The 18,338-nt window shown below is 71.2% G+C and carries 16 protein-coding genes, 1 tRNA gene and 1 pseudogene; 8 read left to right on the plus strand and 10 right to left on the minus strand.

From position 1 onward, the window contains the following. Positions 1 to 72: 72 nt before the first annotated feature. On the plus strand, positions 73 to 2,160 hold the full coding sequence (locus ACF1G2_RS04235; RefSeq protein ID WP_391796756.1) for an MDR family MFS transporter: 2,088 nt from the start codon (positions 73 to 75) through the stop codon (positions 2,158 to 2,160). Positions 2,161 to 2,215: 55 nt separating this feature from the next. Here ACF1G2_RS04235 and ACF1G2_RS04240 read toward each other — a convergent pair whose 3' ends face one another. Then, positions 2,216 to 2,677 carry a YchJ family protein gene (locus ACF1G2_RS04240; protein WP_391796757.1) on the minus strand — a complete coding sequence of 154 codons (462 nt, stop codon included), beginning with the start codon at positions 2,675 to 2,677 and terminating at the stop codon, positions 2,216 to 2,218. Between the two features lie 168 nt (positions 2,678 to 2,845). Here ACF1G2_RS04240 and ACF1G2_RS04245 point away from each other — a divergent pair, with 168 nt between their 5' ends. Further along, complete coding sequence (locus ACF1G2_RS04245; protein ID WP_391796758.1) at positions 2,846 to 4,639, plus strand: FAD-dependent oxidoreductase; 1,794 nt, start codon at positions 2,846 to 2,848, stop codon at positions 4,637 to 4,639. Positions 4,640 to 4,652: 13 nt separating this feature from the next. Here the strand turns inward: ACF1G2_RS04245 and ACF1G2_RS04250 are convergent, their stop codons facing one another. After that, positions 4,653 to 5,039, minus strand: coding sequence for a VOC family protein (locus ACF1G2_RS04250; protein ID WP_391796759.1), 387 nt, complete (start codon positions 5,037 to 5,039; stop codon positions 4,653 to 4,655). Between the two features lie 17 nt (positions 5,040 to 5,056). Here ACF1G2_RS04250 and ACF1G2_RS04255 point away from each other — a divergent pair, with 17 nt between their 5' ends. Beyond that, on the plus strand, positions 5,057 to 6,400 hold the full coding sequence (locus ACF1G2_RS04255; protein ID WP_391796760.1) for a 6-phospho-beta-glucosidase: 1,344 nt from the start codon (positions 5,057 to 5,059) through the stop codon (positions 6,398 to 6,400). Positions 6,401 to 6,502: 102 nt separating this feature from the next. Continuing rightward, positions 6,503 to 8,374, plus strand: coding sequence for a M64 family metallopeptidase (locus tag ACF1G2_RS04260; protein ID WP_391796761.1), 1,872 nt, complete (start codon positions 6,503 to 6,505; stop codon positions 8,372 to 8,374). A 176-nt stretch (positions 8,375 to 8,550) separates the two neighbouring features. Here the strand turns inward: ACF1G2_RS04260 and ACF1G2_RS04265 are convergent, their stop codons facing one another. The 3 genes from ACF1G2_RS04265 to ACF1G2_RS04275 all read right to left on the minus strand — a co-directional run bounded on the left by ACF1G2_RS04265 (position 8,551) and on the right by ACF1G2_RS04275 (position 10,535). Next, on the minus strand, positions 8,551 to 9,357 hold the full coding sequence (locus ACF1G2_RS04265) for an SAM-dependent methyltransferase (protein ID WP_391796762.1): 807 nt from the start codon (positions 9,355 to 9,357) through the stop codon (positions 8,551 to 8,553). A gap of 77 nt (positions 9,358 to 9,434) precedes the next feature. Further along, the gene (locus tag ACF1G2_RS04270) at positions 9,435 to 9,671 is read right to left on the minus strand and encodes a DUF397 domain-containing protein (protein WP_137992288.1); all 237 of its coding nucleotides are present in this window, start codon (positions 9,669 to 9,671) and stop codon (positions 9,435 to 9,437) included. Further along, on the minus strand, positions 9,672 to 10,535 hold the full coding sequence (locus tag ACF1G2_RS04275) for a helix-turn-helix domain-containing protein (RefSeq protein ID WP_391796763.1): 864 nt from the start codon (positions 10,533 to 10,535) through the stop codon (positions 9,672 to 9,674). A 260-nt stretch (positions 10,536 to 10,795) separates the two neighbouring features. Between ACF1G2_RS04275 and ACF1G2_RS04280 the strand changes: the two genes are divergently transcribed. The 3 genes from ACF1G2_RS04280 to ACF1G2_RS04290 are packed head-to-tail and all read left to right on the plus strand — an operon-like array spanning position 10,796 to position 12,421. Then, positions 10,796 to 11,233 carry an ATP-binding protein gene (locus ACF1G2_RS04280; protein ID WP_391796764.1) on the plus strand — a complete coding sequence of 146 codons (438 nt, stop codon included), beginning with the start codon at positions 10,796 to 10,798 and terminating at the stop codon, positions 11,231 to 11,233. A gap of 5 nt (positions 11,234 to 11,238) precedes the next feature. After that, positions 11,239 to 11,739 (plus strand): hypothetical protein, encoded by a 501-nt coding sequence (locus tag ACF1G2_RS04285; RefSeq protein WP_391796765.1) that lies wholly within the window; start codon positions 11,239 to 11,241, stop codon positions 11,737 to 11,739. Further along, positions 11,708 to 12,421 carry a class I SAM-dependent methyltransferase gene (locus ACF1G2_RS04290; protein ID WP_391796766.1) on the plus strand — a complete coding sequence of 238 codons (714 nt, stop codon included), beginning with the start codon at positions 11,708 to 11,710 and terminating at the stop codon, positions 12,419 to 12,421. The genes ACF1G2_RS04285 and ACF1G2_RS04290 overlap by 32 nt, the downstream gene beginning before the upstream one ends. A 133-nt stretch (positions 12,422 to 12,554) precedes the next feature. Here ACF1G2_RS04290 and ACF1G2_RS04295 read toward each other — a convergent pair. Continuing rightward, positions 12,555 to 12,639, minus strand: a tRNA-Leu gene (locus tag ACF1G2_RS04295). 271 nt (positions 12,640 to 12,910) lie between these two features. On the opposite strand from ACF1G2_RS04295, the gene ACF1G2_RS04300 reads away from it, so the two are divergent. Next, the gene (locus ACF1G2_RS04300; protein WP_391797034.1) at positions 12,911 to 14,179 is read left to right on the plus strand and encodes a DUF2254 domain-containing protein; all 1,269 of its coding nucleotides are present in this window, start codon (positions 12,911 to 12,913) and stop codon (positions 14,177 to 14,179) included. Between the two features lie 15 nt (positions 14,180 to 14,194). On the opposite strand, the pseudogene ACF1G2_RS04305 reads toward ACF1G2_RS04300, so the two are convergent. The 4 genes and pseudogenes from ACF1G2_RS04305 to eboE form a co-directional block, all read right to left on the minus strand. Continuing rightward, positions 14,195 to 14,529, minus strand: a pseudogene (locus ACF1G2_RS04305) (aldehyde dehydrogenase family protein); the annotation flags it as partial. A gap of 114 nt (positions 14,530 to 14,643) precedes the next feature. Further along, entirely contained in the window at positions 14,644 to 15,723 is a 1,080-nt protein-coding gene (locus ACF1G2_RS04310; protein ID WP_391796767.1) for a sugar phosphate isomerase/epimerase family protein, read from the minus strand. A 49-nt stretch (positions 15,724 to 15,772) separates the two neighbouring features. Further along, entirely contained in the window at positions 15,773 to 17,170 is a 1,398-nt protein-coding gene (locus tag ACF1G2_RS04315; RefSeq protein ID WP_391796768.1) for an alkaline phosphatase family protein, read from the minus strand. Continuing rightward, positions 17,167 to 18,336 (minus strand): metabolite traffic protein EboE, encoded by a 1,170-nt coding sequence (gene eboE, locus ACF1G2_RS04320; RefSeq protein WP_391796769.1) that lies wholly within the window; start codon positions 18,334 to 18,336, stop codon positions 17,167 to 17,169. Before eboE ends, ACF1G2_RS04315 begins: the two co-directional genes overlap by 4 nt. Between the last annotated feature and the right edge of the window lie 2 nt (positions 18,337 to 18,338).

An 18,338-nucleotide genomic window follows, 5' to 3' on the forward strand; every position in this document is an offset into this window, starting at 1 on the left:
GCGGACCCGGCGCCGCACCGGTTCGGACGTCCCCCGCATGCGGGGCGCGCCACCCGGTGTGAGGCTGCGAGGGTGACGACCACCAGCGAAGCCGCCCCCGCGCCCCCGGCCGCCGGGCCTCCCGTGCTCGACAGCCGTCGCCGCAACATCGTCTTCGGCACGATCATGCTCGGAGTCCTGCTGGCCGCGCTCGACCAGACGATCGTCGGCACCGCGCTGCCGACCATCGTCTCGGACCTCGGCGGCGCCGCCCACATGTCGTGGGTGGTCACCTCGTACCTCCTGGCCGAGACGGTCGCCACCGTCCTGGTCGGCAAGTTCGGTGACCTGTTCGGCCGCAAGGTGATCTTCCAGGTCTCGGCGATCGTCTTCATCACCGGCTCGTTCCTCTGCGGACTCGCCACCAACATGACCCTCCTGATCGTCTGGCGGGGGCTGCAGGGCATCGGCGCCGGCGGCCTGATGGTCACCTCCATGGCGCTCATCGCCGATGTGATCCCGCTGCGCGACCGAGGGAAGTACCAGGGCGCGATCGGCGCCGTCTTCGGCGTCTCCACCGTCATCGGCCCGCTGCTCGGCGGGCTCTTCACCGACCATCTGACCTGGCGCTGGGCGTTCTACGTCAACGTCCCCATCGCGATCCTGGTCGTGATCGCCGCCGCCCGCACGATCCCCTCCGTACGCTCGGCGAGCAAGCCGGTCATCGACTACACGGGCATCGCGCTGGTCGCGGTCGGCTCCAGCGCCCTGATCCTGGCCACCAGTTGGGGCGGGAACGAGTACGCCTGGGGCTCCCCCGTCGTCATCGGGCTCTTCGTCGGCGGCCTGATCGCGCTCGCCCTGTTCTGCTGGGTGGAGACCCGGGCCGCCGAACCGATGCTGCCCATGCGGCTGTTCGCCAACCCGGTGTTCACCGTCTGCTCCGTCCTGAGCTTCGTCGTCGGCTTCGCCATGCTCGGCTCGATGACCTTCCTGCCGTCCTATCTGCAGTACGTCGACGGGGACTCGGCCACCGTCTCGGGCATCCGGACGCTGCCGATGGTCGTCGGCCTGCTGATCGCCTCGGTCTACAGCGGCAACGTGGTCAGCAAGACCGGCACGTACCGGATCTTCCCCATCGTGGGCTGTGCGGTGATGGGCGTCGGCCTCTTCCTCCTGTCCCTGATGGACACCGGGACCAGTGCCTGGCTGGAGTCCCTGTACATGTTCGTGCTGGGCACCGGCATCGGTCTGTGCATGCAGGTGCTGACCATCGCGGTGCAGAACACGGTGGACTACGCCGACCTCGGCACCGCCACCTCGGGCGTCACCTTCTTCCGTACGCTCGGCAGCTCCTTCGGCACGGCGGTCTTCGGCACGATCTACGCCAACTCCCTGAAGCCCAACCTGGCGCAGGGGGTCGAGGCGGCGGCGGCGGTCGCCGGGCCGGCCATGGACCCGGCCGCGATCGCGGCGGCGTCACAGAGCCCGGACGGGGTGCACGGGCTGCCGGACGACGTGGCGGCACCGATCGTCCAGGCGTACGCGGACACTCTGCACACGGTCTTCCTCTGGACCGTTCCGGTCGCGGCGATCGGCTTCGTCGTGGCGCTCTTCCTCAAGCAGGTCGCGCTCCGGGACACGGCCCGGGCCTCGGCGCCCGACATGGGCGAGGGCTTCGGGTCTCCGACGATGTCGGGCGACTCGGCGAAACTGCTCGAACTCGCCGTGGGAAGGATCCTGCAGAAGACGGATCTGGCGACCGCGCGCCGGATCGTCTCCGGCTCGGACACCCGGCTCGACACGGCGGGCGCGTGGGCGGTGATGCAGGTCGAGCTCTTCACCCGTACGGTCGGACACGCCAGTCTCGGTCTGATCTCCGCCGGCCGGCGGGTCCCCCCGGAGGTCCTGCTGCCGGTCTTCGACCGCATGGTCGACGAGGGGTTCCTGACCCGGGACGGCTCGCTCCTCTCCCACACCCCGGCGGGGCGGCGGGAGGCCGAGGTCATCACCCACGCCTGGGGCGACTGGCTCAGCGACCGGGTCGAGCGGGAGACCGGCCGGCCGACCGGACCGGAGCTCAGGGCCGCGACGGACGCGATCACGAAGAAGCTGATCGCGGAGGACCTGGCGCAGGGCCTGCCGCGACGCGACCGGGAGCCGGTGGGCGTCACCTCCTGAGGCCCTGGGCACGGGCTCCACTGCCCGACTACCGGACCTGTCGGCGGTCCGGGCGTCAGGGCTCGTCGATGAAGTCGCCGTCCACATACACCCAGGCGCCCTCGTGGCGCCGGAAACGGCTGCGTTCGTGGAGCGAGCCGGGCTCGCCGTCGTGGGTGTAGCGGGCGACGAAGGTCACCGTCCCGGACTGGTGGAAGGCCGTGCCGTCGGCGGTGTCTCGGATCTCGAGCCCCGCCCAGCGCATCGAGGGGTCGAAGTCGACCTCCCCCGGGCGGTGCTCCGGAGCCCAGGTCCGCAGCAGATACGCGGCGTCGCGCACGACGAAGGCGCTGTAGCGGGAGCGCATCAGCAGCTCGGCGGTGGGCGCGGCGGTGGGCCCGGAGTGGAAGCGTCCGCAGCACTCGCCGTACGTCGCGGGCAGGCCGCACGGGCAGGGCGAGCCCGCGGTGACGGCGGGCGCGGAGGGTGCGGTGGGGGTGGCGGGGCGCCGCTTGGGGCCGGTGGTGCGTCGGGACATGACGTCATTGTCGCGTGTACGGAGGGCGGGATCGTCGCGTGTACGGAGGGGCGGGATCGCGCCATGTGCCGGGAGTGGCCCGCACGATGCTTCCGGGGTGGGAGGGAGGCCCTTATGCTCCTGCGCCGGACGTGACAGTTACCGCCGGTAAGCCAAAGGGGCTGGGACATGCACCGTACGGGTACCTCGCGACGCACCTTCGTGACCACGGCCGCCGCCGTCACCGCGGCCACCGCCACGGCCACCGTCGGCGCCGCACCGGCCACGGCGGCCGCCGAGACGCCGTCCGCTCCCGCCGCTCCCCTGTCCGTCGCCGTCCTCGGCGGTGGCGTCGCCGGCCTGACCGCCGCCCACGAACTGGCCGAGCGCGGGTTCCGCGTCACCGTCTACGAGCGCCGGGCCCTCGGCGGAAAGGCCCGCTCGATGGACGTGCCCGAGAGCGCGCGCGGCGGACGGAGACCGCTTCCCGCCGAGCACGGCTTCCGGTTCATCCCCGGGATCTACCACAACCTCCCGGACACGATGCGGCGCATCCCCTTCCCCGGGAACGCCGACGGCGTCTGGGGCAACCTCGTCGCCCCGGCCGAGATGGCGTTCTCCCGCACCGGCCGCGAGGACCTCCGCATCCCGCTCCCCTGGCCCGGTCACCGGCCCGCCGAGCTCACCCTCGACGAGATCCGCCGGGCCCTGACCGCGCTCCTGGAGACCGCCCGGTCCATCCCTCTCCACGAGGCCGCGTACTTCGTCAACCGCTTCCTGGTCTTCCTCACCAGCTGCGACGAGCGGCGGAACGGAACCTGGGAGGCCACCCCCTGGTGGGAGTTCCTGCGGGCCGAGCGGATGAGCTACGACTACCAGCGCATCCTCGCCGTCGGGCTCACCCGCAACATCGTGGCCACCAAGGCGGAGGAGGCCAGCACCCGAACGGTCGCCACACTCCTCGAGGCCTTCGCCTTCAACGCGCTCGGGCGCGGCGCGGACGGGCCTCTCGACCGGATCCTCGACCTGCCCACCAACGAGGCCTGGATCGACCCGTGGGTCACCCATCTGACGGGGCTCGGCGTGGAGTTCCGCGTCGGCTGGACCGTACGGGAGATGGCGTACGACGCCACGGGCGGCCGGATCTCCGCCGCCGTGATCGAGGACCCGGACGGCGTCCGCCGCCGGGTCACTGCGGACCATTACGTCTCCGCCATGCCGGTGGAGCACGCCCGCAGGACCTGGGGCGCCGCGCTGCGGGCGGCCGATCCGCAGCTGGCCCGGTGCGACAGGCTGGAGACGGACTGGATGACGGGCATCCAGTTCTATCTGACCGAACGGGCGCCGCTGCTCGCCGGGCACGCCAACCTGATCGACTCCCCCTGGTCCCTGACCTGCATCCAGCAGGCCCACCACTGGCCGACCCGTGACTTCCCCGCGGACTACGGCGACGGCTCGGTCGTGGACTGCCTGTCGGTGGACGTCTCCGAGTGGGACGTGCCCGGCGTCCTCTACGGAAAGACCGCCAAGCAGTGCACCCGTACGGAAGTCGCGCGGGAGGTGTGGGCGCAGCTCAAGGCCGCGTTCAACGACACGGGCCGTACGGTGCTCAAGGACGGCGCCCTGCACTCGTGGTTCCTGGACCCGGGGGTGGACGGTCTGGGCACACCGAACCCGACCAACGACGACCAGCTCCTGATCCACCCGGTCGGCACGTTCCACAACCGCCCCCAGGCCGCCACGAAGGTGCCCAACTTCTATCTGGCCGGCGACTACGTGGCCGTCGACATCGACCTGGCCACCATGGAGGGGGCCAACGCCTCGGCCCGGCAGGCCGTCAACGCGCTCCTCGACCGTACGGGTTCGACGGCGGCGCGCTGCACCGTCGAGCCCCTGTTCCGCGCGCCCGAGATGGAGGCGCTCAAGCGACATGACCGGCTGAGGTACCGGCTCGGTCTGCGCAACGCCCTCGACGTCGGGTGATCCGGCACGCCGCTCAGGGGCGGTAGCGCAGCGGATGGTCCTCGGGGACCTCGACGACGACGATCTCCACGCCGTCGGGGTCCGTGATCCACATCTCGACCAGCCCCCAGGGCTCGGTCAGCGGCTCCCGCCGGATCCCGACGCCCCGGTCCACGAGCTCCCGGTGCGCCGCCCGCACATCCGCCGTCTGGAGCCAGAGCCGCAGCCGTGGCTGGGGCTCGGTCGGGGCGGCGCGGCCGGAGATCTCCAGGAAGCCGCCGCCGAGGAAGTAGACGGTGCCCCGGTCGGGTCCGGTGCCGAACTCGCGGTACACCGGGAGGCCGAGCAGCTCTCCGTAGAAGCGCCGGGAGGTCTCGGGGTCGGACGGCCGGAGCAGGATCCGGCTGCTCAATACGTGCATCGCAGTAGCGTACGACCATGAAACTGACGATTCTCGGAGGCGGCGGATTCCGGGTCCCGCTGGTGTACGGCGCGCTGCTCGGCGACCACGCCGAGGGGCGGGTCACCCGTGTGACGCTCCACGACCTCGACGGCGGCCGGCTCTCGGCGATCGCCCGGGTCCTCGCCGAGCAGGCGGCGAGGGTGCCGGACGCACCCGAGGTGACGGCGACGACGGATCTGGACGAGGCGCTGCGGGGGGCGGACTTCGTCTTCTCGGCGATCCGGGTCGGCGGCCTGGAGGGCCGGGCGGCCGACGAGCGGATCGCCCTCGCCGAGGGGGTCCTCGGCCAGGAGACGGTCGGGGCGGGCGGCATCGCGTACGGGCTGCGGACCGTGCCGGTCGCCGAGCACATCGCCCGTCGGATCTCCGTCGTCGCCCCGGACGCCTGGGTCATCAACTTCACCAACCCGGCCGGTCTGGTGACGGAGGCGATGTCCCGGATCCTCGGCGACCGGGTCGTCGGCATCTGCGACTCCCCCGTCGGGCTCGGCCGCCGGGTCGCCCGGCTCCTCGGCGCGGACCCGGACGAGGCCTGGATCGACTACGTGGGCCTCAACCACCTCGGCTGGCTGCGAGGCCTGCGGGTCGGTGGACGGGACGAGCTGCCCAGGCTGCTCGCGGACGAGGAGGCCCTCGGCTCCTTCGAGGAGGGGCGGCTCTTCGGCCCGGAGTGGCTGCGCACACTGGGCGCGATCCCCAACGAATACCTGCACTACTACTACTTCAACCGTGAGGCCGTGCGCGCCTACCAGCAGGCCGAGCGGACGCGGGGCGCCTATCTCCGCGACCAGCAGGCGGGCTTCTACGGGGAGATGGGCAAGCCGGCCACGCCGGCGCTGGCCACCTGGCACCGTACGCTCGCCGACCGCGAGGCGACCTACATGGCCGCCAACCGGGAGGCGGCGGGGGTCGGCGAGCGGGACGAGGAGGATCTGGAGTCGGGCGGGTACGAGAAGGTGGCGCTGGCGCTGATGCGGGCGATCGCCCGCAACGAACGGGCCACGCTGATCCTCAACATCCGTAACGGCGCGACCCTTTCGGTCCTCGACGCGGACGCGGTGATCGAGGTGCCCTGCTTCGTGGACGCGGCCGGTGCCCATCCGGTCTCGGTGGCGCCCCTGCCGTACCACGCGGTGGGTCTGGTCACGGCGGTGAAGGCGGTCGATCGGGAGGTGCTCGCGGCGGCGGCGAGCGGATCGCGGGCCACGGCGGTGAAGGCGTTCGCCCTGCACCCCCTGGTCGACTCGGTGTCGGTGGCCCGCCGTCTCGTCGAGGGCTACACCGCCGAACACGCGGAGCTGGCGTACCTGCGACGCTGATTCGGCGGCCGGACGACTGTCCGGCGAACATCTTTACGTCCCAGAGGGCGCGGCCTACGCTCGCGCCCCATGGACTCACCTGGCACACGCTTTCGAAGGACGATGGTCCGTCTCGTCGCGGGCTGTCTGATGACCGCCGGACTGGTGGGCACCGGACCGGCGGTCGCCGAGTCCGCCGTGCCCGCCGACACCGCCCTCGCGGCGGCGAAGGTCGTCCCCGTCCAGCTCACGGGTCCCGCCGAAAGGCGGTTCAACCTGGTGATCATGGGCGACGGCTACACCTCCGAGGAGTCGGCCGAGTTCCGGGCGGACGTCGACACCCACCTGGGCGTGCTGTGGAGCATCGAGCCGTTCGCCTCCTACCGCTCGTACATCAACGTCTGGGCGGTGGAGGTCCCTTCGCCGGAGTCCGGGGTCGACTGCGATCCGGGGCTCGACGCGCCCCGGCGCGACACTCCGCTCGACATGGGCTTCTGGGGCGGCTGCAACCCGGACAGTGTGCAGCGGCTGCTGACCGTCGACAGCGCGAAGGCGGCAGCGCTCGCCGGTCTCGTGCCCGGCACGAGCCCCGCCAACCGCCAGATCGTGGCGCTCGCGAACAGCGACACCTACGGCGGCGCGGGCGGCAGCTACGCCACCGCCTCCGGCGGGAACGCGCTCTCCTCACTGATCACCCCGCACGAGATCGGCCACTCCCTGGGCGGCCTCCAGGACGAGTACGACTACTACGCGCGCGGCGTCGCCGGCGGCACGTACGAGGGGACGGAACCCTCGTCGGCGCACCACACCCTGCTGACCGAAGAGCGGATGCGGGAGCAACGCGCAAAGTGGTGGCGCTGGCTGGGCGAACCGAGCGAGGCGGGCGGTGTCATCGGCCGGCACGAGGGCGGGCTGTACAGCACGAAGGGCGTGTGGCGGCCGAGCAGGCACTCGATCATGAAGACGCTCGGTTACGCCTTCGACCAGGTCGAGCGCGAGGTCATGGTGAAGGCGATCTCGGCGAAGGTGAACCTCGTGCAGGGGCACACGGGCAACGCGCGTCCGATCGGGGCCGACCGGACGGTCTGGGTCGACACCCTGCATCCGCTCGGCGGGGAGCTCGACGTGGTGTGGCGGCTGGACGGCCGGGCGCTCCGCACCCACAACGCCCGTACGGTCGACCTTCGTTCGCTCTCCCTCCCGTCCGGCGCACACACCCTGACGGCGACGGTCAGCGACCCGACACCCTTCGTACGCGACCCGGCGGTGCGCGGCTCGTCGGCGCTGACCCGCACCGTGAGCTGGAGGGTCGACCGCTCCCTGACCACCCCGGAGGAGAACGTCGACCCGGCCTTCACGGGCCACACCCCGACGACGTCCCCGGTCGGCGCCCGCTCCGTGGTCCATGCCGACACCACCCACCCGACGCGCCGGACGATTTCCGTCCGCTGGCGCCTCGACGGCCGGCAGGTCGCCAACCCGGGCAACGACCGTGATCTGGAACTGCGTTCTCTGCGCCTGTCGCCCGGCACCCACACGCTGACGGCCGGGATCCCGGGCACGGACACCGAGTTGAGGTGGACGGTGGACGCCCGCCCGGCGACGGGAGCGTACGAACTGTCCGAACCCCTGCGGACGGTGAGCCGACCGGGCCGTCCGGTCGAGTACGTCTACGACGGCGAGTTCACGATGCGGCTGACAGCGCGTGACGATCAACCGGGCGCCGTGGTGCGCCAGTTCCGGGTGGACGGCGACGGCTGGTACACGTACTACGGCTGGCCCACCGACGCCGAGGCGCCGTTCCGCTTCTCGCCGGGCGGCACGGTCGTCGACGACCTCGTCTACGGAAAGCTGGGCCGCAGCCGGGCGGTGCCGTGGGACGACGCGACGCCGGACTACGGCACGCACACGGTCGAGTACCGGACGATCGACGCGGCGGGCAATGTGGGCGGGGCGAAGTCGTTCCTGGTGACGCTGGTCGAGCCGCGCGACTGACGGGCCAGGCCTGCGGTGGGCGCGCGAAGGCCCGCGGACCGGAAGAGTCCGCGGGCCTTCGCACGTACGGCGGGTGCCGTCTCGATGCCGCGAGAGCCGGCTCGTACAGCGGATCCTGTCTCGTACGGCGGATCCTGTCTCGTACAGCGGATCCTGTCTCGTACGGCGGGGTCCCGTCAGACCTTGCGGCCGACGGCGGCCCAGCCCGGGATCGGGTCGTCGCCCTGGACCGGGACGACCTCGCCGAGTTCCGGATGCCACTCGGCGGTGAGCGTGACCCCGGGCTCGACGAGCTCCAGACCGTCGAAGAACGCGGCCAGCTCGTCGCGCGAGCGCGGCCGCAGCGTCAGCCCGCGGGCCTTGTACATGCCGACCGCCTTCGCGGCGCCCTCCGGGTCGAAGTCCCCGGTGACGTGCGAGAGCACGAGGTAGCTGCCCGGCGCCAGCTGGTCGACGAGCTTGCGGACCAGGTCGGACGCCCCGTCCTCATCCCCGACGAAATGCAGCAGGGCGAGCATCGACAGGGCTATGGGCTGGTCGAAATCAAGGACCTTTCCGGCCCTTTCCAGGATGACCTCGGGGTCGCGCGCGTCCGCCTGGATGTACTCGGTCGCCCCTTCGGGCGTCGAGCGCAGCAGCGCGGCCGCGTGCGCGAGCACGATCGGGTCGTTGTCGCAGTAGACGATCCGCGAGTCGGGCGCGGCCTCCTGGGCTATCTGGTGCAGGTTCGGCTCGGTCGGGATGCCGGTGCCGATGTCCAGGTACTGGCGTACGCCGTTGGCACTCAGCCACCGGATGGCGCGGTGCATGAAGGCCCGGTTGACCCGCGCCATGTCCCGGCCGCGCGCGTCCACGGTGAGGAGCTGCTTGGCCATCTCCTCGTCGACGGGGTAGTTGTCCTTGCCGCCCAGGAACCAGTCGTACATCCGCGCCGGGTGCGGCTTGCTGGTGTCTATCCGTACGGTTGCGGGGTCCTGGGTCATCGGGGCTCCTGGTCCGGGAGTGGAACTACTGGCACTGCAGCAAGAGTTACGCGACGGTAGGGGTGCGACGGAAGGGGTCAGGTGAGCAGAAAGTCGGCCTGACCGGATTTCGCCCCCTGGATGAACGCGGCGATCTCGCCGTGGGTGTAGATGAGCGCGGGTCCCTCAGGGTCTGCGGACTGTCGCACGGCGACTCTGCCGTCGGCCAGCTTCATGGCCTCCACGCAGTTGCCCCCGTTCCCGCCGCTCCACGGCTTGTGCCATCCCTCGGCACCGAGATCCGCGGCGGGCATGCCGTTGTATATGCGATCCATTCACAGCTCCTCGCGGAGACCCCGGAGGATCTCCTTCGTGCGTTGTGCAGTCGCGGCCTGGGCCGCCATTCGGTCCATGACCTCGAGATGGGAGGCCACCTCCGGGCGCGCGTCGAGATAGACGGCGCCCGTGAGGTACTCGCTGTAGACCATGTCCGGGAGTTCGGGCACGGCGAAGCGGAAGAGGACGAACGGTCCGTAGGTGCCGGGGTGATGGCCGGACGAGAACTCCGCGATCTGCAGGGTGACGTTCGGCAGCTCGGACGCTTCGAGCAGCCGGTCGAGCTGGTCGCGCATCACTTCGGGCCCGTCGCCGACCGGTCGGCGGAAGACCGTCTCGTCCATGATCACCCAGAACTTCGGGGCGTCCTCCCTGGTCAGCAGGGACTGACGCTCCATCCTCAGGGCTACATGGCGTTCGATCTCCTCGGCATCGCTGCCGCCGACCGCCCCGCTGCACAGAATGGCGCGGGCGTACCCCTCGGTCTGCAGCAGACCGGGGACGAATTGGGGTTCGTACTCCCGGATGAGGCTCGCGGCCCCCTCCAGGCTGACGTACATGGAGAACCAGCCGGGCAGCACGTCGTGGAACCGCTGCCACCAGCCGGGGAGGTTGGCCTCCTCGGTGAGCGCGACGAACGCCTCGGCCTCGGAGTCCGTGATGCCGTACGCCTTCAGCAGCAGCTGTACGTACGGGATCTTCAGCGCGACTTCCGCGGTCTCCATGCGACGAATGGTGGCCGGGGCGACACGGAGGATCTTCGCGGCCTCCTCCCGCTTCAGGCCGGCCCGCTCGCGCAGATCCTGCAGACGCTTGCCGAGAACGACCTGTCCCACCGTGGGGGCGGACCGCGGCTCGCTCACTCTCAGACCTCCCCGACGCGCTGTTTCGCCTGAGTGTGCCACGAACACGGCCAGAGAGAACACCGCACTCTGCAATTTTCAGAGTGCCACTTGCCAAGTGTCCGACTCGGGAGCAAAGTATTCCGGTGAACCAGTACGCGCTGCTGCCGCGCGCCCGCCTCGGGGGGAGGCGGACCACGGCGCTGCTTACCCACTGTTGTGAGGAACCGGTCGTGGCTTCTGGTAACGCGCTTCCCTCAGGTCTTATGAGCCCCCGCGTCATGCAGCAGCGCCCACGCACCGATGCTCTCCGTCACGACGTCCGACGCTTCGCCTTCGAACTGCCCGCCCGCACGGAATCCGTCTCCCGCGCCCGCAGACTGGCGGAGGAGCGGCTCATCCTCTGGGGATGCGCGCCCGGCATACGCGAGACGGTGACGCTGATCGTCTCCGAGCTGGTCACCAACGCGGTCGTGCACACCGCGAGCAGTCACGTGGTCTGTGAACTGCGCGAGGGGGAAGAGCAGTTGCGCATAGCGGTACGGGACGAGGGCGGCCTGGGAGACCCCCGGATCCGGGACTGCGGCGAGGAGGAGCGCGGCCGGGGCCTGGTGCTCGTGGAGGCGCTGTCCCACGCATGGGGGGCCGACAGCACGGGACACGGCACGGCGCGGATCGTCTGGGCCGAGCTGGCCCACGGCATGGGGTACACGTGCTGAGGTCGATGGCGACCCTCCTGACTCCGAGGTCGCGCCGAACCTCGGAGATCTCATCGACAGGCTCGTCGACCGGCTCGTCCAGCGACACGGCGCTCGGCACGGCGGCGTCGACCCGCCTGGTGGTCCCGCAGGAGTTCCGGACGACGCTGGGCTGCGACGCGGTCGGCGTGCCAGCGCGCTACGGCTTCCGGATCCTGTCCCGGCTGCCCGCCAAGGGCTGTGTCTACGCGGACACGGACTGGTGGTGGTGGCTGGTCCCGACCGGCTCCGACCTGGACGTGAGCTGGCCGCTGCCGTCCTGCTACGCGCCGGGCGCGGAGGTCCCCGACCGCGGCCCCCGGCTGATCCACCACCCCGACGGCACCTCCCCGTACACCCCGCCCATCCCTCTCTATCTGCTGACCTGCCAGCTGACCGGGATCGCGCCCTCCTGGACGGCCCTGCGCACGGCGGGTGACGGCGTAGTGTCGGGGCATGTTCACCCCTCTGGGCCCGACCGTCCGTGAGCTGACCGTCCAGGCCCTCTCCTCGGTGGAGCACGGCTACGACCTGCTGGCGACGAAGTTCGACGCGACGCCGTTCCGCACGCCGGACCCGGTGCTGTCGGCGGTGACGGACGCGCTGCGCCCGCTCGGCCCGTTCGACGCGGGCCTCGACCTCTGCTGCGGCACGGGCGCGGGCCTCTCCGTCCTGCGACCGCTGTGCGCGGGCGGCCGGGTCACGGGCGTCGACTTCAGCGCGGGCATGCTGGCGGAGGCCCGCCGGGCCCACCCCAAGGCCACCCTGATCCGCGCGGACGTGCTGGCGCTCCCCTTCGCGCCGGCATTCGACCTGGCGGTCAGCTTCGGCGCCTTCGGCCACTTCGTCCCGAAGGACCAGCTCACCCTCTTCCGCCAGGCCCACGCGGCCCTCCGCCCCGGCGGCGTTCTCGCCTTCCCCCTCCCGGCCCCGCCCCGCGTCGGCTCACTCCCGTACTGGACGCTGCTGGGCTTCGACACGGCCATGCGGGTACGGAACGCGCTGTGGCGGCCACCCTTCGTCATGTACTACCGCACGTTCCGCCTCGCGGACGTCCGAGACCGCCTGACGCGCGCGGGCTTCACGGTGGAGACACAGTCCCTGGAGCCCCTGGGCCGCCAGGAGAACGGCAGCCCGAGGTGCCGACTGGTGGTGGCACGGAAGCGGTAGCGGGGCGCCGCGGAGGTCGAGGACCTGCATAGGGGGTGGGGGCACCCTGACGCCCGGGCCGAGTGATGGCGCGACGCCCCCAGGGCGGAAACGCGGAACGGCCCCAGATGAACTGGGGCCGTTCCGCTTCACGTGTCCGAGGGGGGACTTGAACCCCCACGCCCGATAAAGGGCACTAGCACCTCAAGCTAGCGCGTCTGCCATTCCGCCACCCGGACCAGGTGTTGTGTCGTCCCGGGGTGTTCCCCGCGGCGACATGGATAACTCTACCAGGGGTTTGAGGTGCCTTTCACCCACGTTTCCCGTGGTCAGTGAGGTGCGGCGACGCCGGAGTCCTTGATCGGGCCCGGGCGCGTCGCTTCGGCGCACAGAGTGTCGTCGTACGCATACGGGGAGTCGCCGCCCCCGCCGCCTAGCCTGCGCTGGGTGAGCAACCTCTTCGAAGACAGCGAGGCGCCCGGCCGCGGGTCCACGTACCGCCGGCCGCGGATGCTGTCGCCCATGCGGGAGCATCTGCGGGACACCTTCTGGTTCGCCCCGGTCGTCGCGCTGGTCGGCATCTTCGTGCTGTGGCTGATCGCCTCCGCGGTGGACTCCGCCATCATCGGGTATCTGCAGGACGAGCGGGCGTACGCCGAGGTCACCGAGCTGATCGGAATCGTCGAGGACGCCAAGACGATCGTGACGACGATCAGCTCCGCCATGATGACCTTCATCGGCGTCGTCTTCTCCATCTCGCTGGTGGCCGTCCAGATGGCCAGCGGGCAGTTCAGCCCCCGGATCGTCCGGATCTTCATCCGGAGCCGCATCACCAAGGCGGCCTTCTCCGTCTTCCTGGCGACGTTCGCGCTCTCGCTGCTCGTCCTCACCTCCTACGACAGCGAGACCGACCCTCGGTACGTGTCGACCGTGCCGCTCGTGTCGTCGCTGCTGACCCTGTTCATGGTCGCGCTGAGCCTGCTGCTCTTCGTGGCGTACGTGAACTCGACGCTGCGGCTGATGCGTGTGGGGCACGTGGTGGACCTGATCACCCGGGAGTCCTTCGGCGTCCTCGCCAAACAGCCGTGGTACATGGGCGAGCTCGCCGATCTCGGCGAGGCGACCGACCAGGTCCCGCACCGGGGGCGCGCCGGGGTGCTGAGGGACGTCAACGTCGCGCTCCTCGTGCGCATCGCCGAGCGCCACGGCGTGGTGCTGCGCATGCTGCCGCGGATCGGGGACTTCGTCGTGCCGGGGACGCCGATCCTGGCCGTGCACGGGGGAACGGTGCCCCGCCGGATCGGGGCGGCGGTCTCCGTCGGGGTCGAGCGGACGTTCCACCAGGACCTCGGCTTCGGCCTCCGCCAGCTCGCGGATATCGGGCTGCGGGCTCTCTCCCCCGCCGTCAACGACCCGACGACGGCCGTGCAGTGTCTCGACCGGATCACCCAGATCCTGGCGGCGGTGGCGGACCGCCCGCTGGGCGCCGTCCACCACCGCGACCGCCGGGGCACGGTCCGGCTGGTGCAGGACGTACCGGACTGGACGGACCTGGTGGATCTCGGCCTCACCGAGATCCGGGGCTGTGCGCCGGGCAGCCCCCAGGTGTCGCGACGCATGCTGGCGGGGATCGACGATCTGCTCTCGATGGTCCCGGCCGAGCGCCGGGAGCCGCTGGTCCGGCACCGCACGCTGCTGACGCAGCTGGTGGAGCGTACGGCGCCGGAGGCGGCCGACCGCGCGTTCGCGCTGGAGGGCGACCGCCAGGGAATCGGGTGATCGGTCCGGCACCTGCTACGGCATCAGGTGGTGGTCGGGGAAGTTGCCGGGGAGCCGCTCGCCGTCGGCTCCTTCGGTGACGGCTTTGACGAGCAGCTCGCCGCCGAGGAAGGCCCCGCGCCAGGAGGCGCCGAAGCCGCCGAACAGCTCGTCGCGGTCGCCCCGGGAGCGGGGGGGTGCCGTGGCCCGTCTTGTAGGCCCGGATCTGCGGCGCGAGCCGCTCGTACGTCTCCGGGTCGTCGGTGGCGAGCGTGGCCACGAGCGCCCTGTTGGAGGCGTTGATCGCGGCGGAGTTCCGCCTCGGTGTCGACCAGGACGATCGTGTCGACCGGGCCGAAGGGCTCGGCGTGGTCGCCGGCTGCGTCGCGGTGTTCCTGCGCCCGCCGGGGCGGCCGCGGGCCCGCCGGACGACGGCGAACCCGCGACCGATCAGCCGGGACGCGTGAGCGTCACGGGCCCTCGGTTCAGCGGTGCTCCTCGCGCAGGGAATGCAGGTGCGCGCTGGATTTACGGGCGAACGCGAAGGACTCGACCGGGTTGTCGTGTTCGGCCTGCCAGTGGTGGGACCGGTACCCGTGGTGGGTGCGGTTCACCGCGGAGATGAAGCGCCGGTAGTCGATGTCTCCGTCCCCGACGTCCGCCATGCGGTAGCCGTCGCGGACGGATTCGTCGCGTTCGCCGTCCTTGACGTGGAAGAGCGGATAGCGGTGGGGCTGGGCGAGGACGTAGCGCAGCGGGTCGAAGGGAGCGGGGGTTCCGTCGACGCGCCGGGAGAAACGATGCTGTGCCACGTACGCCCAGTAGACGTCCATTTCGAGGTGGACGAGTTCGGGGTCGGTCTCGGCGAGCAGGACGTCGTAGAGACGGACGTCGGGGCGGTCGGTGGCGAAGGAGAACTCCTCGGCGTGGTTGTGCTGGTAGAACTTCATGCCGCGCTTCTTCGCCTCGGCGCCGTACTGGTTGAACTCCTCGGCGCAGCGCTTCCATCCGTCCACGGTGGAGCCGTAGCGCCATGGGCCGGAGGCGGTGCCGATGTGCGGCAGACCGAGGGCCTGGGCGTCGTCGAGGACCTTGTCGAGGTTCTGCGCGAACGTGTAGGCGTCGGGGTCGGAGGAGTAGTAGCCGACGTGGCTGCCGATGCCGCGCAGGCCGTGATCGCGGGTGAGCCGCCGGAGTTCGGCGAGGGTGATCGGGCCCGCGGAGCCCTGGGTGTAACCGGCGAACTCCACCTCGTCGTAGCCGTATCTGCTCAGTTCGGCGAAGACGGTGGCGAAGCCGAGCGTGGCGACCTTGTCGCGCAGCGAGTAGAGCTGGATGCCGAGGCGGCCGGGCGGCAGGACGGGGCGGCCCTTGCCGTGGTCGTGGCCGTGCCCTCGGTCGGCGTCCGTGGGGCCGGCTTCCGCGGCGGCGGCGGTGGGGGCGGTGGCGCCGAGGAGGGCCGCGGCGGTGGCGCCTGCGGCGACGCCGAGCATGTTCCGTCTGCTGAGCTTGTGGGTGAGCTCGGGGTCGGGTGTCGAGTGCGAGAGGCGGCGGGCGCGGGTCATCTGTGGATAACTCCTTGTTGTCGGTGAGGTCTGCTTCACTGGAGTCCGGTCAGTGAAGACCGGCCAGGTGGAGCAAGAGGGACTTCACATCGGTGGCCGCTACGCGGCCGCTCACAGCGCGGGGGGTGGAGCACAGAATGAGCGGACCTTCGTCGTCGCTCGTGGGGAGGCGGCCATGGCTGCCGCGAATAGGTGAGGGGTCCAGGGGGACTACCGCCAGCCGGTAGCGCATGCCCAGCTTCTTGCGGGCGATCGCCTTCGCCGCCTTGATCCGTACGTAGGGATCGAGCGGGTCCATGAAGAGTTCGACGGGGTCGTAGCCGGGCTTGCGGTGTATCTCGACGAGCTGGGCGAAGTCGGGGGCGCGCGTGTCGTCGAGCCAGTAGTAGTACGTGAACCACGCGGCGGGTTCGGCGAGGGCGACGAGCTCTCCGGAACGGGGGTGGTCGAGGCCGTTCTCCTTCTTGCCCTCGTCGTCCAGAAGGCGCTCGATGCCGGGGAGTTCGGCGAGCGTCTCCCGGACGGCGTCGAGGTCCTCGGGACGTCGGACGTAGACATGGGCGAGCTGGTGGTCGGCGACCGCGAAGGCCCGCGAGGTCATCGGGTCCAGGTACTCCATGCCGTCCTGGGTGTGGACTTCCAGGAGGCCGGCGCGGCGCAGGGCCCGGTTGATGTCGACGGGGCGGCTCACGCGGGTGATGCCGTACTCGGAGAGCGCGACGACGGTGCGGCCTTCGGCGCGTGCGTCGTCGAGGAGAGGGGCGAGGGCGGCGTCGAGTTCGGCCGCGGCTCGGAAGGCGCGCGGGTCGTCGGGACCGTAGCGCTGGAGGTCGTAGTCGAGGTGGGGGACGTAGGCGAGGGCGAGGTCGGGGCGGCGGGTGCGGAGGATGTGGCGGGTGGCATCGATGATCCACTGGCTGGAGACCAGATCCGCGCCGGGACCCCAGAAGTGGAAGAGGGGGAAGGTGCCGAGCCTGTCGGTGAGTTCGTCGTGGAGGGCTGGGGGCCGGGTGTAGCAGTCGGGCTCCTTGCGGCCGTCCGCGTAGTAGACGGGACGGGGTGTGACGGTGATGTCGGTGTCGGCGCCCATGGCGTACCACCAGCAGATGTTGGCGACGGTGTAGCCGGGGTGGGAGCGGCGGGCGGCGTCCCAGAGACGGTCGCCGGAGACGAGTCCGTTGTGCTGGCGCCAGAGGAGGACGTCGCCGAGTTCACGGAAGTACCAGCCGTTGGCGACGATGCCGTGCTCGGAGGGGAGGGTGCCGGTGAGGAAGGTGGTCTGGGCGGTGCAGGTGACGGCCGGCAGGACGGTGGTGAGGGGCGCTTGTGAGCCCGCGCGGCCGAGGGCCTGCAGGCGGGGCATGTGCTCCAGGAGGCGGGGGGTGAGACCGACGACGTCGAGGACGAGAAGGGGGGTGGGTCGCGTGTCGCTCCGGGGGCTGGTCATGGCAGTTCCTTGAGGCCGAGATCGGTCAGCAGGTCGCGGGCCAGGATGAGTTCGGCGGCGATTCCGTCGGCGAGGCGGGCACGGTTGCGGGGGCGCCGGTCGGCCGGCAGTGCCTGCCAGGTGTAGGTCTCGACCTCCAGGTGATGGGTGCGGGGACGGGGGCCGCCGACCAGGTGGGCGAGTGTCGCCCTGAGCTCGGGGAGAGTGGAGGTGAGCGGGGGCTCGGGTGGGGCGTGCAGGGGGACGTGGAAGTGGGCGCGCCAGGGGGCGCCGTCGGGGAGGGCGCGGCCGGAGACGGCTTCGGGGAGGTCGTCGGTGCCCCGGAGGCCGGCGGCGGTCCGGGTGCGCGTCTGGTGGAGGAAGCGGGGCTCGGCGAAGGCGGCGAGTGCGGCGCGGACCTCGGGGAGGTGGGGGTGCTCCGCGTGCAGGGCCGCGGAGAGCTGGGCCTTGACCACGGGTATGGAGGCGGCGCCGAGGGCGTCCAGGGCGGTGTGCGGATCTTCGAAGGAGGTGGCGAGATGACAGGTGTCGACGCAGACGCCGATGCGGGGGCTTGAGACGGCGGTGAGCGGGGCGATGGCGTCGGCGGTGGTCTCGACGGTGCAGCCGGGTTCCGGTTCGAGTCCGATCCGGATGCTGTTTCCGGTGAGTTCCTCCAGGGCGTCGAGACGCTCGGCGAGGCTGGTCAGGGCGGCGCGGGCGGTGTCGGCGGCGCGGGAGTCGAAGGGGGTGCGCCAGGCGAGCGGCAGGGTGGAGACGGAGCCCTGGGTGACGTCGTCGGGGAGGAGCGCGGAGAGGAGACGGGCGAGGTCGGTGGTGTGGGCGAGACGTTCGGGGCGGGTCCAGTCCGGCTGGTAGACGCGGTACTTGACCTCCGCGGCGCCGAATCCCTCGTAGGGGAAGCCGTTGAGGGTGACGACTTCGAGGCCGCGGCGGTCGATCTCGGCGCGCAGCGCGCGCAGGGAGCCCGGGTCGGTGATCAGGGCCTGGGCGGCGTCGCGGGCGAGCCAGAGTCCGATGCCCAGCCGGTCCCGGCCGAGCCGCCGGCGGACGGGCTCGCAGTGGTCACGCAGCTGGGCGAGGACACCGTCGAGGGTCTCGGCGGGGTGGACGTTGGTGCAGTAGGCGAGGTGGACGGTGGAGCCGTCGGGGTGGCGGAAGCGCATGG

This window comes from Streptomyces sp. NPDC013457 (assembly GCF_043089925.1).
Lineage (GTDB): Bacteria > Actinomycetota > Actinomycetes > Streptomycetales > Streptomycetaceae > Streptomyces.

Coding starts and splice junctions, on each gene's coding strand:
- ACF1G2_RS04245 (WP_391796758.1), top strand. CDS start 2,846: ATGCACCGTACGGGTACCTCGCGACGCACCTTCGTGACCACGGCCGCC.
- ACF1G2_RS04310 (WP_391796767.1), bottom strand. CDS start 15,723: ATGACCCGCGCCCGCCGCCTCTCGCACTCGACACCCGACCCCGAGCTC.
- ACF1G2_RS04280 (WP_391796764.1), top strand. CDS start 10,796: ATGCAGCAGCGCCCACGCACCGATGCTCTCCGTCACGACGTCCGACGC.
- ACF1G2_RS04315 (WP_391796768.1), bottom strand. CDS start 17,170: ATGACCAGCCCCCGGAGCGACACGCGACCCACCCCCCTTCTCGTCCTC.
- ACF1G2_RS04300 (WP_391797034.1), top strand. CDS start 12,911: ATGCTGTCGCCCATGCGGGAGCATCTGCGGGACACCTTCTGGTTCGCC.
- ACF1G2_RS04260 (WP_391796761.1), top strand. CDS start 6,503: ATGGTCCGTCTCGTCGCGGGCTGTCTGATGACCGCCGGACTGGTGGGC.
- ACF1G2_RS04265 (WP_391796762.1), bottom strand. CDS start 9,357: ATGACCCAGGACCCCGCAACCGTACGGATAGACACCAGCAAGCCGCAC.
- ACF1G2_RS04250 (WP_391796759.1), bottom strand. CDS start 5,039: ATGCACGTATTGAGCAGCCGGATCCTGCTCCGGCCGTCCGACCCCGAG.
- ACF1G2_RS04270 (WP_137992288.1), bottom strand. CDS start 9,671: ATGGATCGCATATACAACGGCATGCCCGCCGCGGATCTCGGTGCCGAG.
- eboE (WP_391796769.1), bottom strand. CDS start 18,336: ATGCGCTTCCGCCACCCCGACGGCTCCACCGTCCACCTCGCCTACTGC.
- ACF1G2_RS04255 (WP_391796760.1), top strand. CDS start 5,057: ATGAAACTGACGATTCTCGGAGGCGGCGGATTCCGGGTCCCGCTGGTG.
- ACF1G2_RS04240 (WP_391796757.1), bottom strand. CDS start 2,677: ATGTCCCGACGCACCACCGGCCCCAAGCGGCGCCCCGCCACCCCCACC.
- ACF1G2_RS04285 (WP_391796765.1), top strand. CDS start 11,239: ATGGCGACCCTCCTGACTCCGAGGTCGCGCCGAACCTCGGAGATCTCA.
- ACF1G2_RS04290 (WP_391796766.1), top strand. CDS start 11,708: ATGTTCACCCCTCTGGGCCCGACCGTCCGTGAGCTGACCGTCCAGGCC.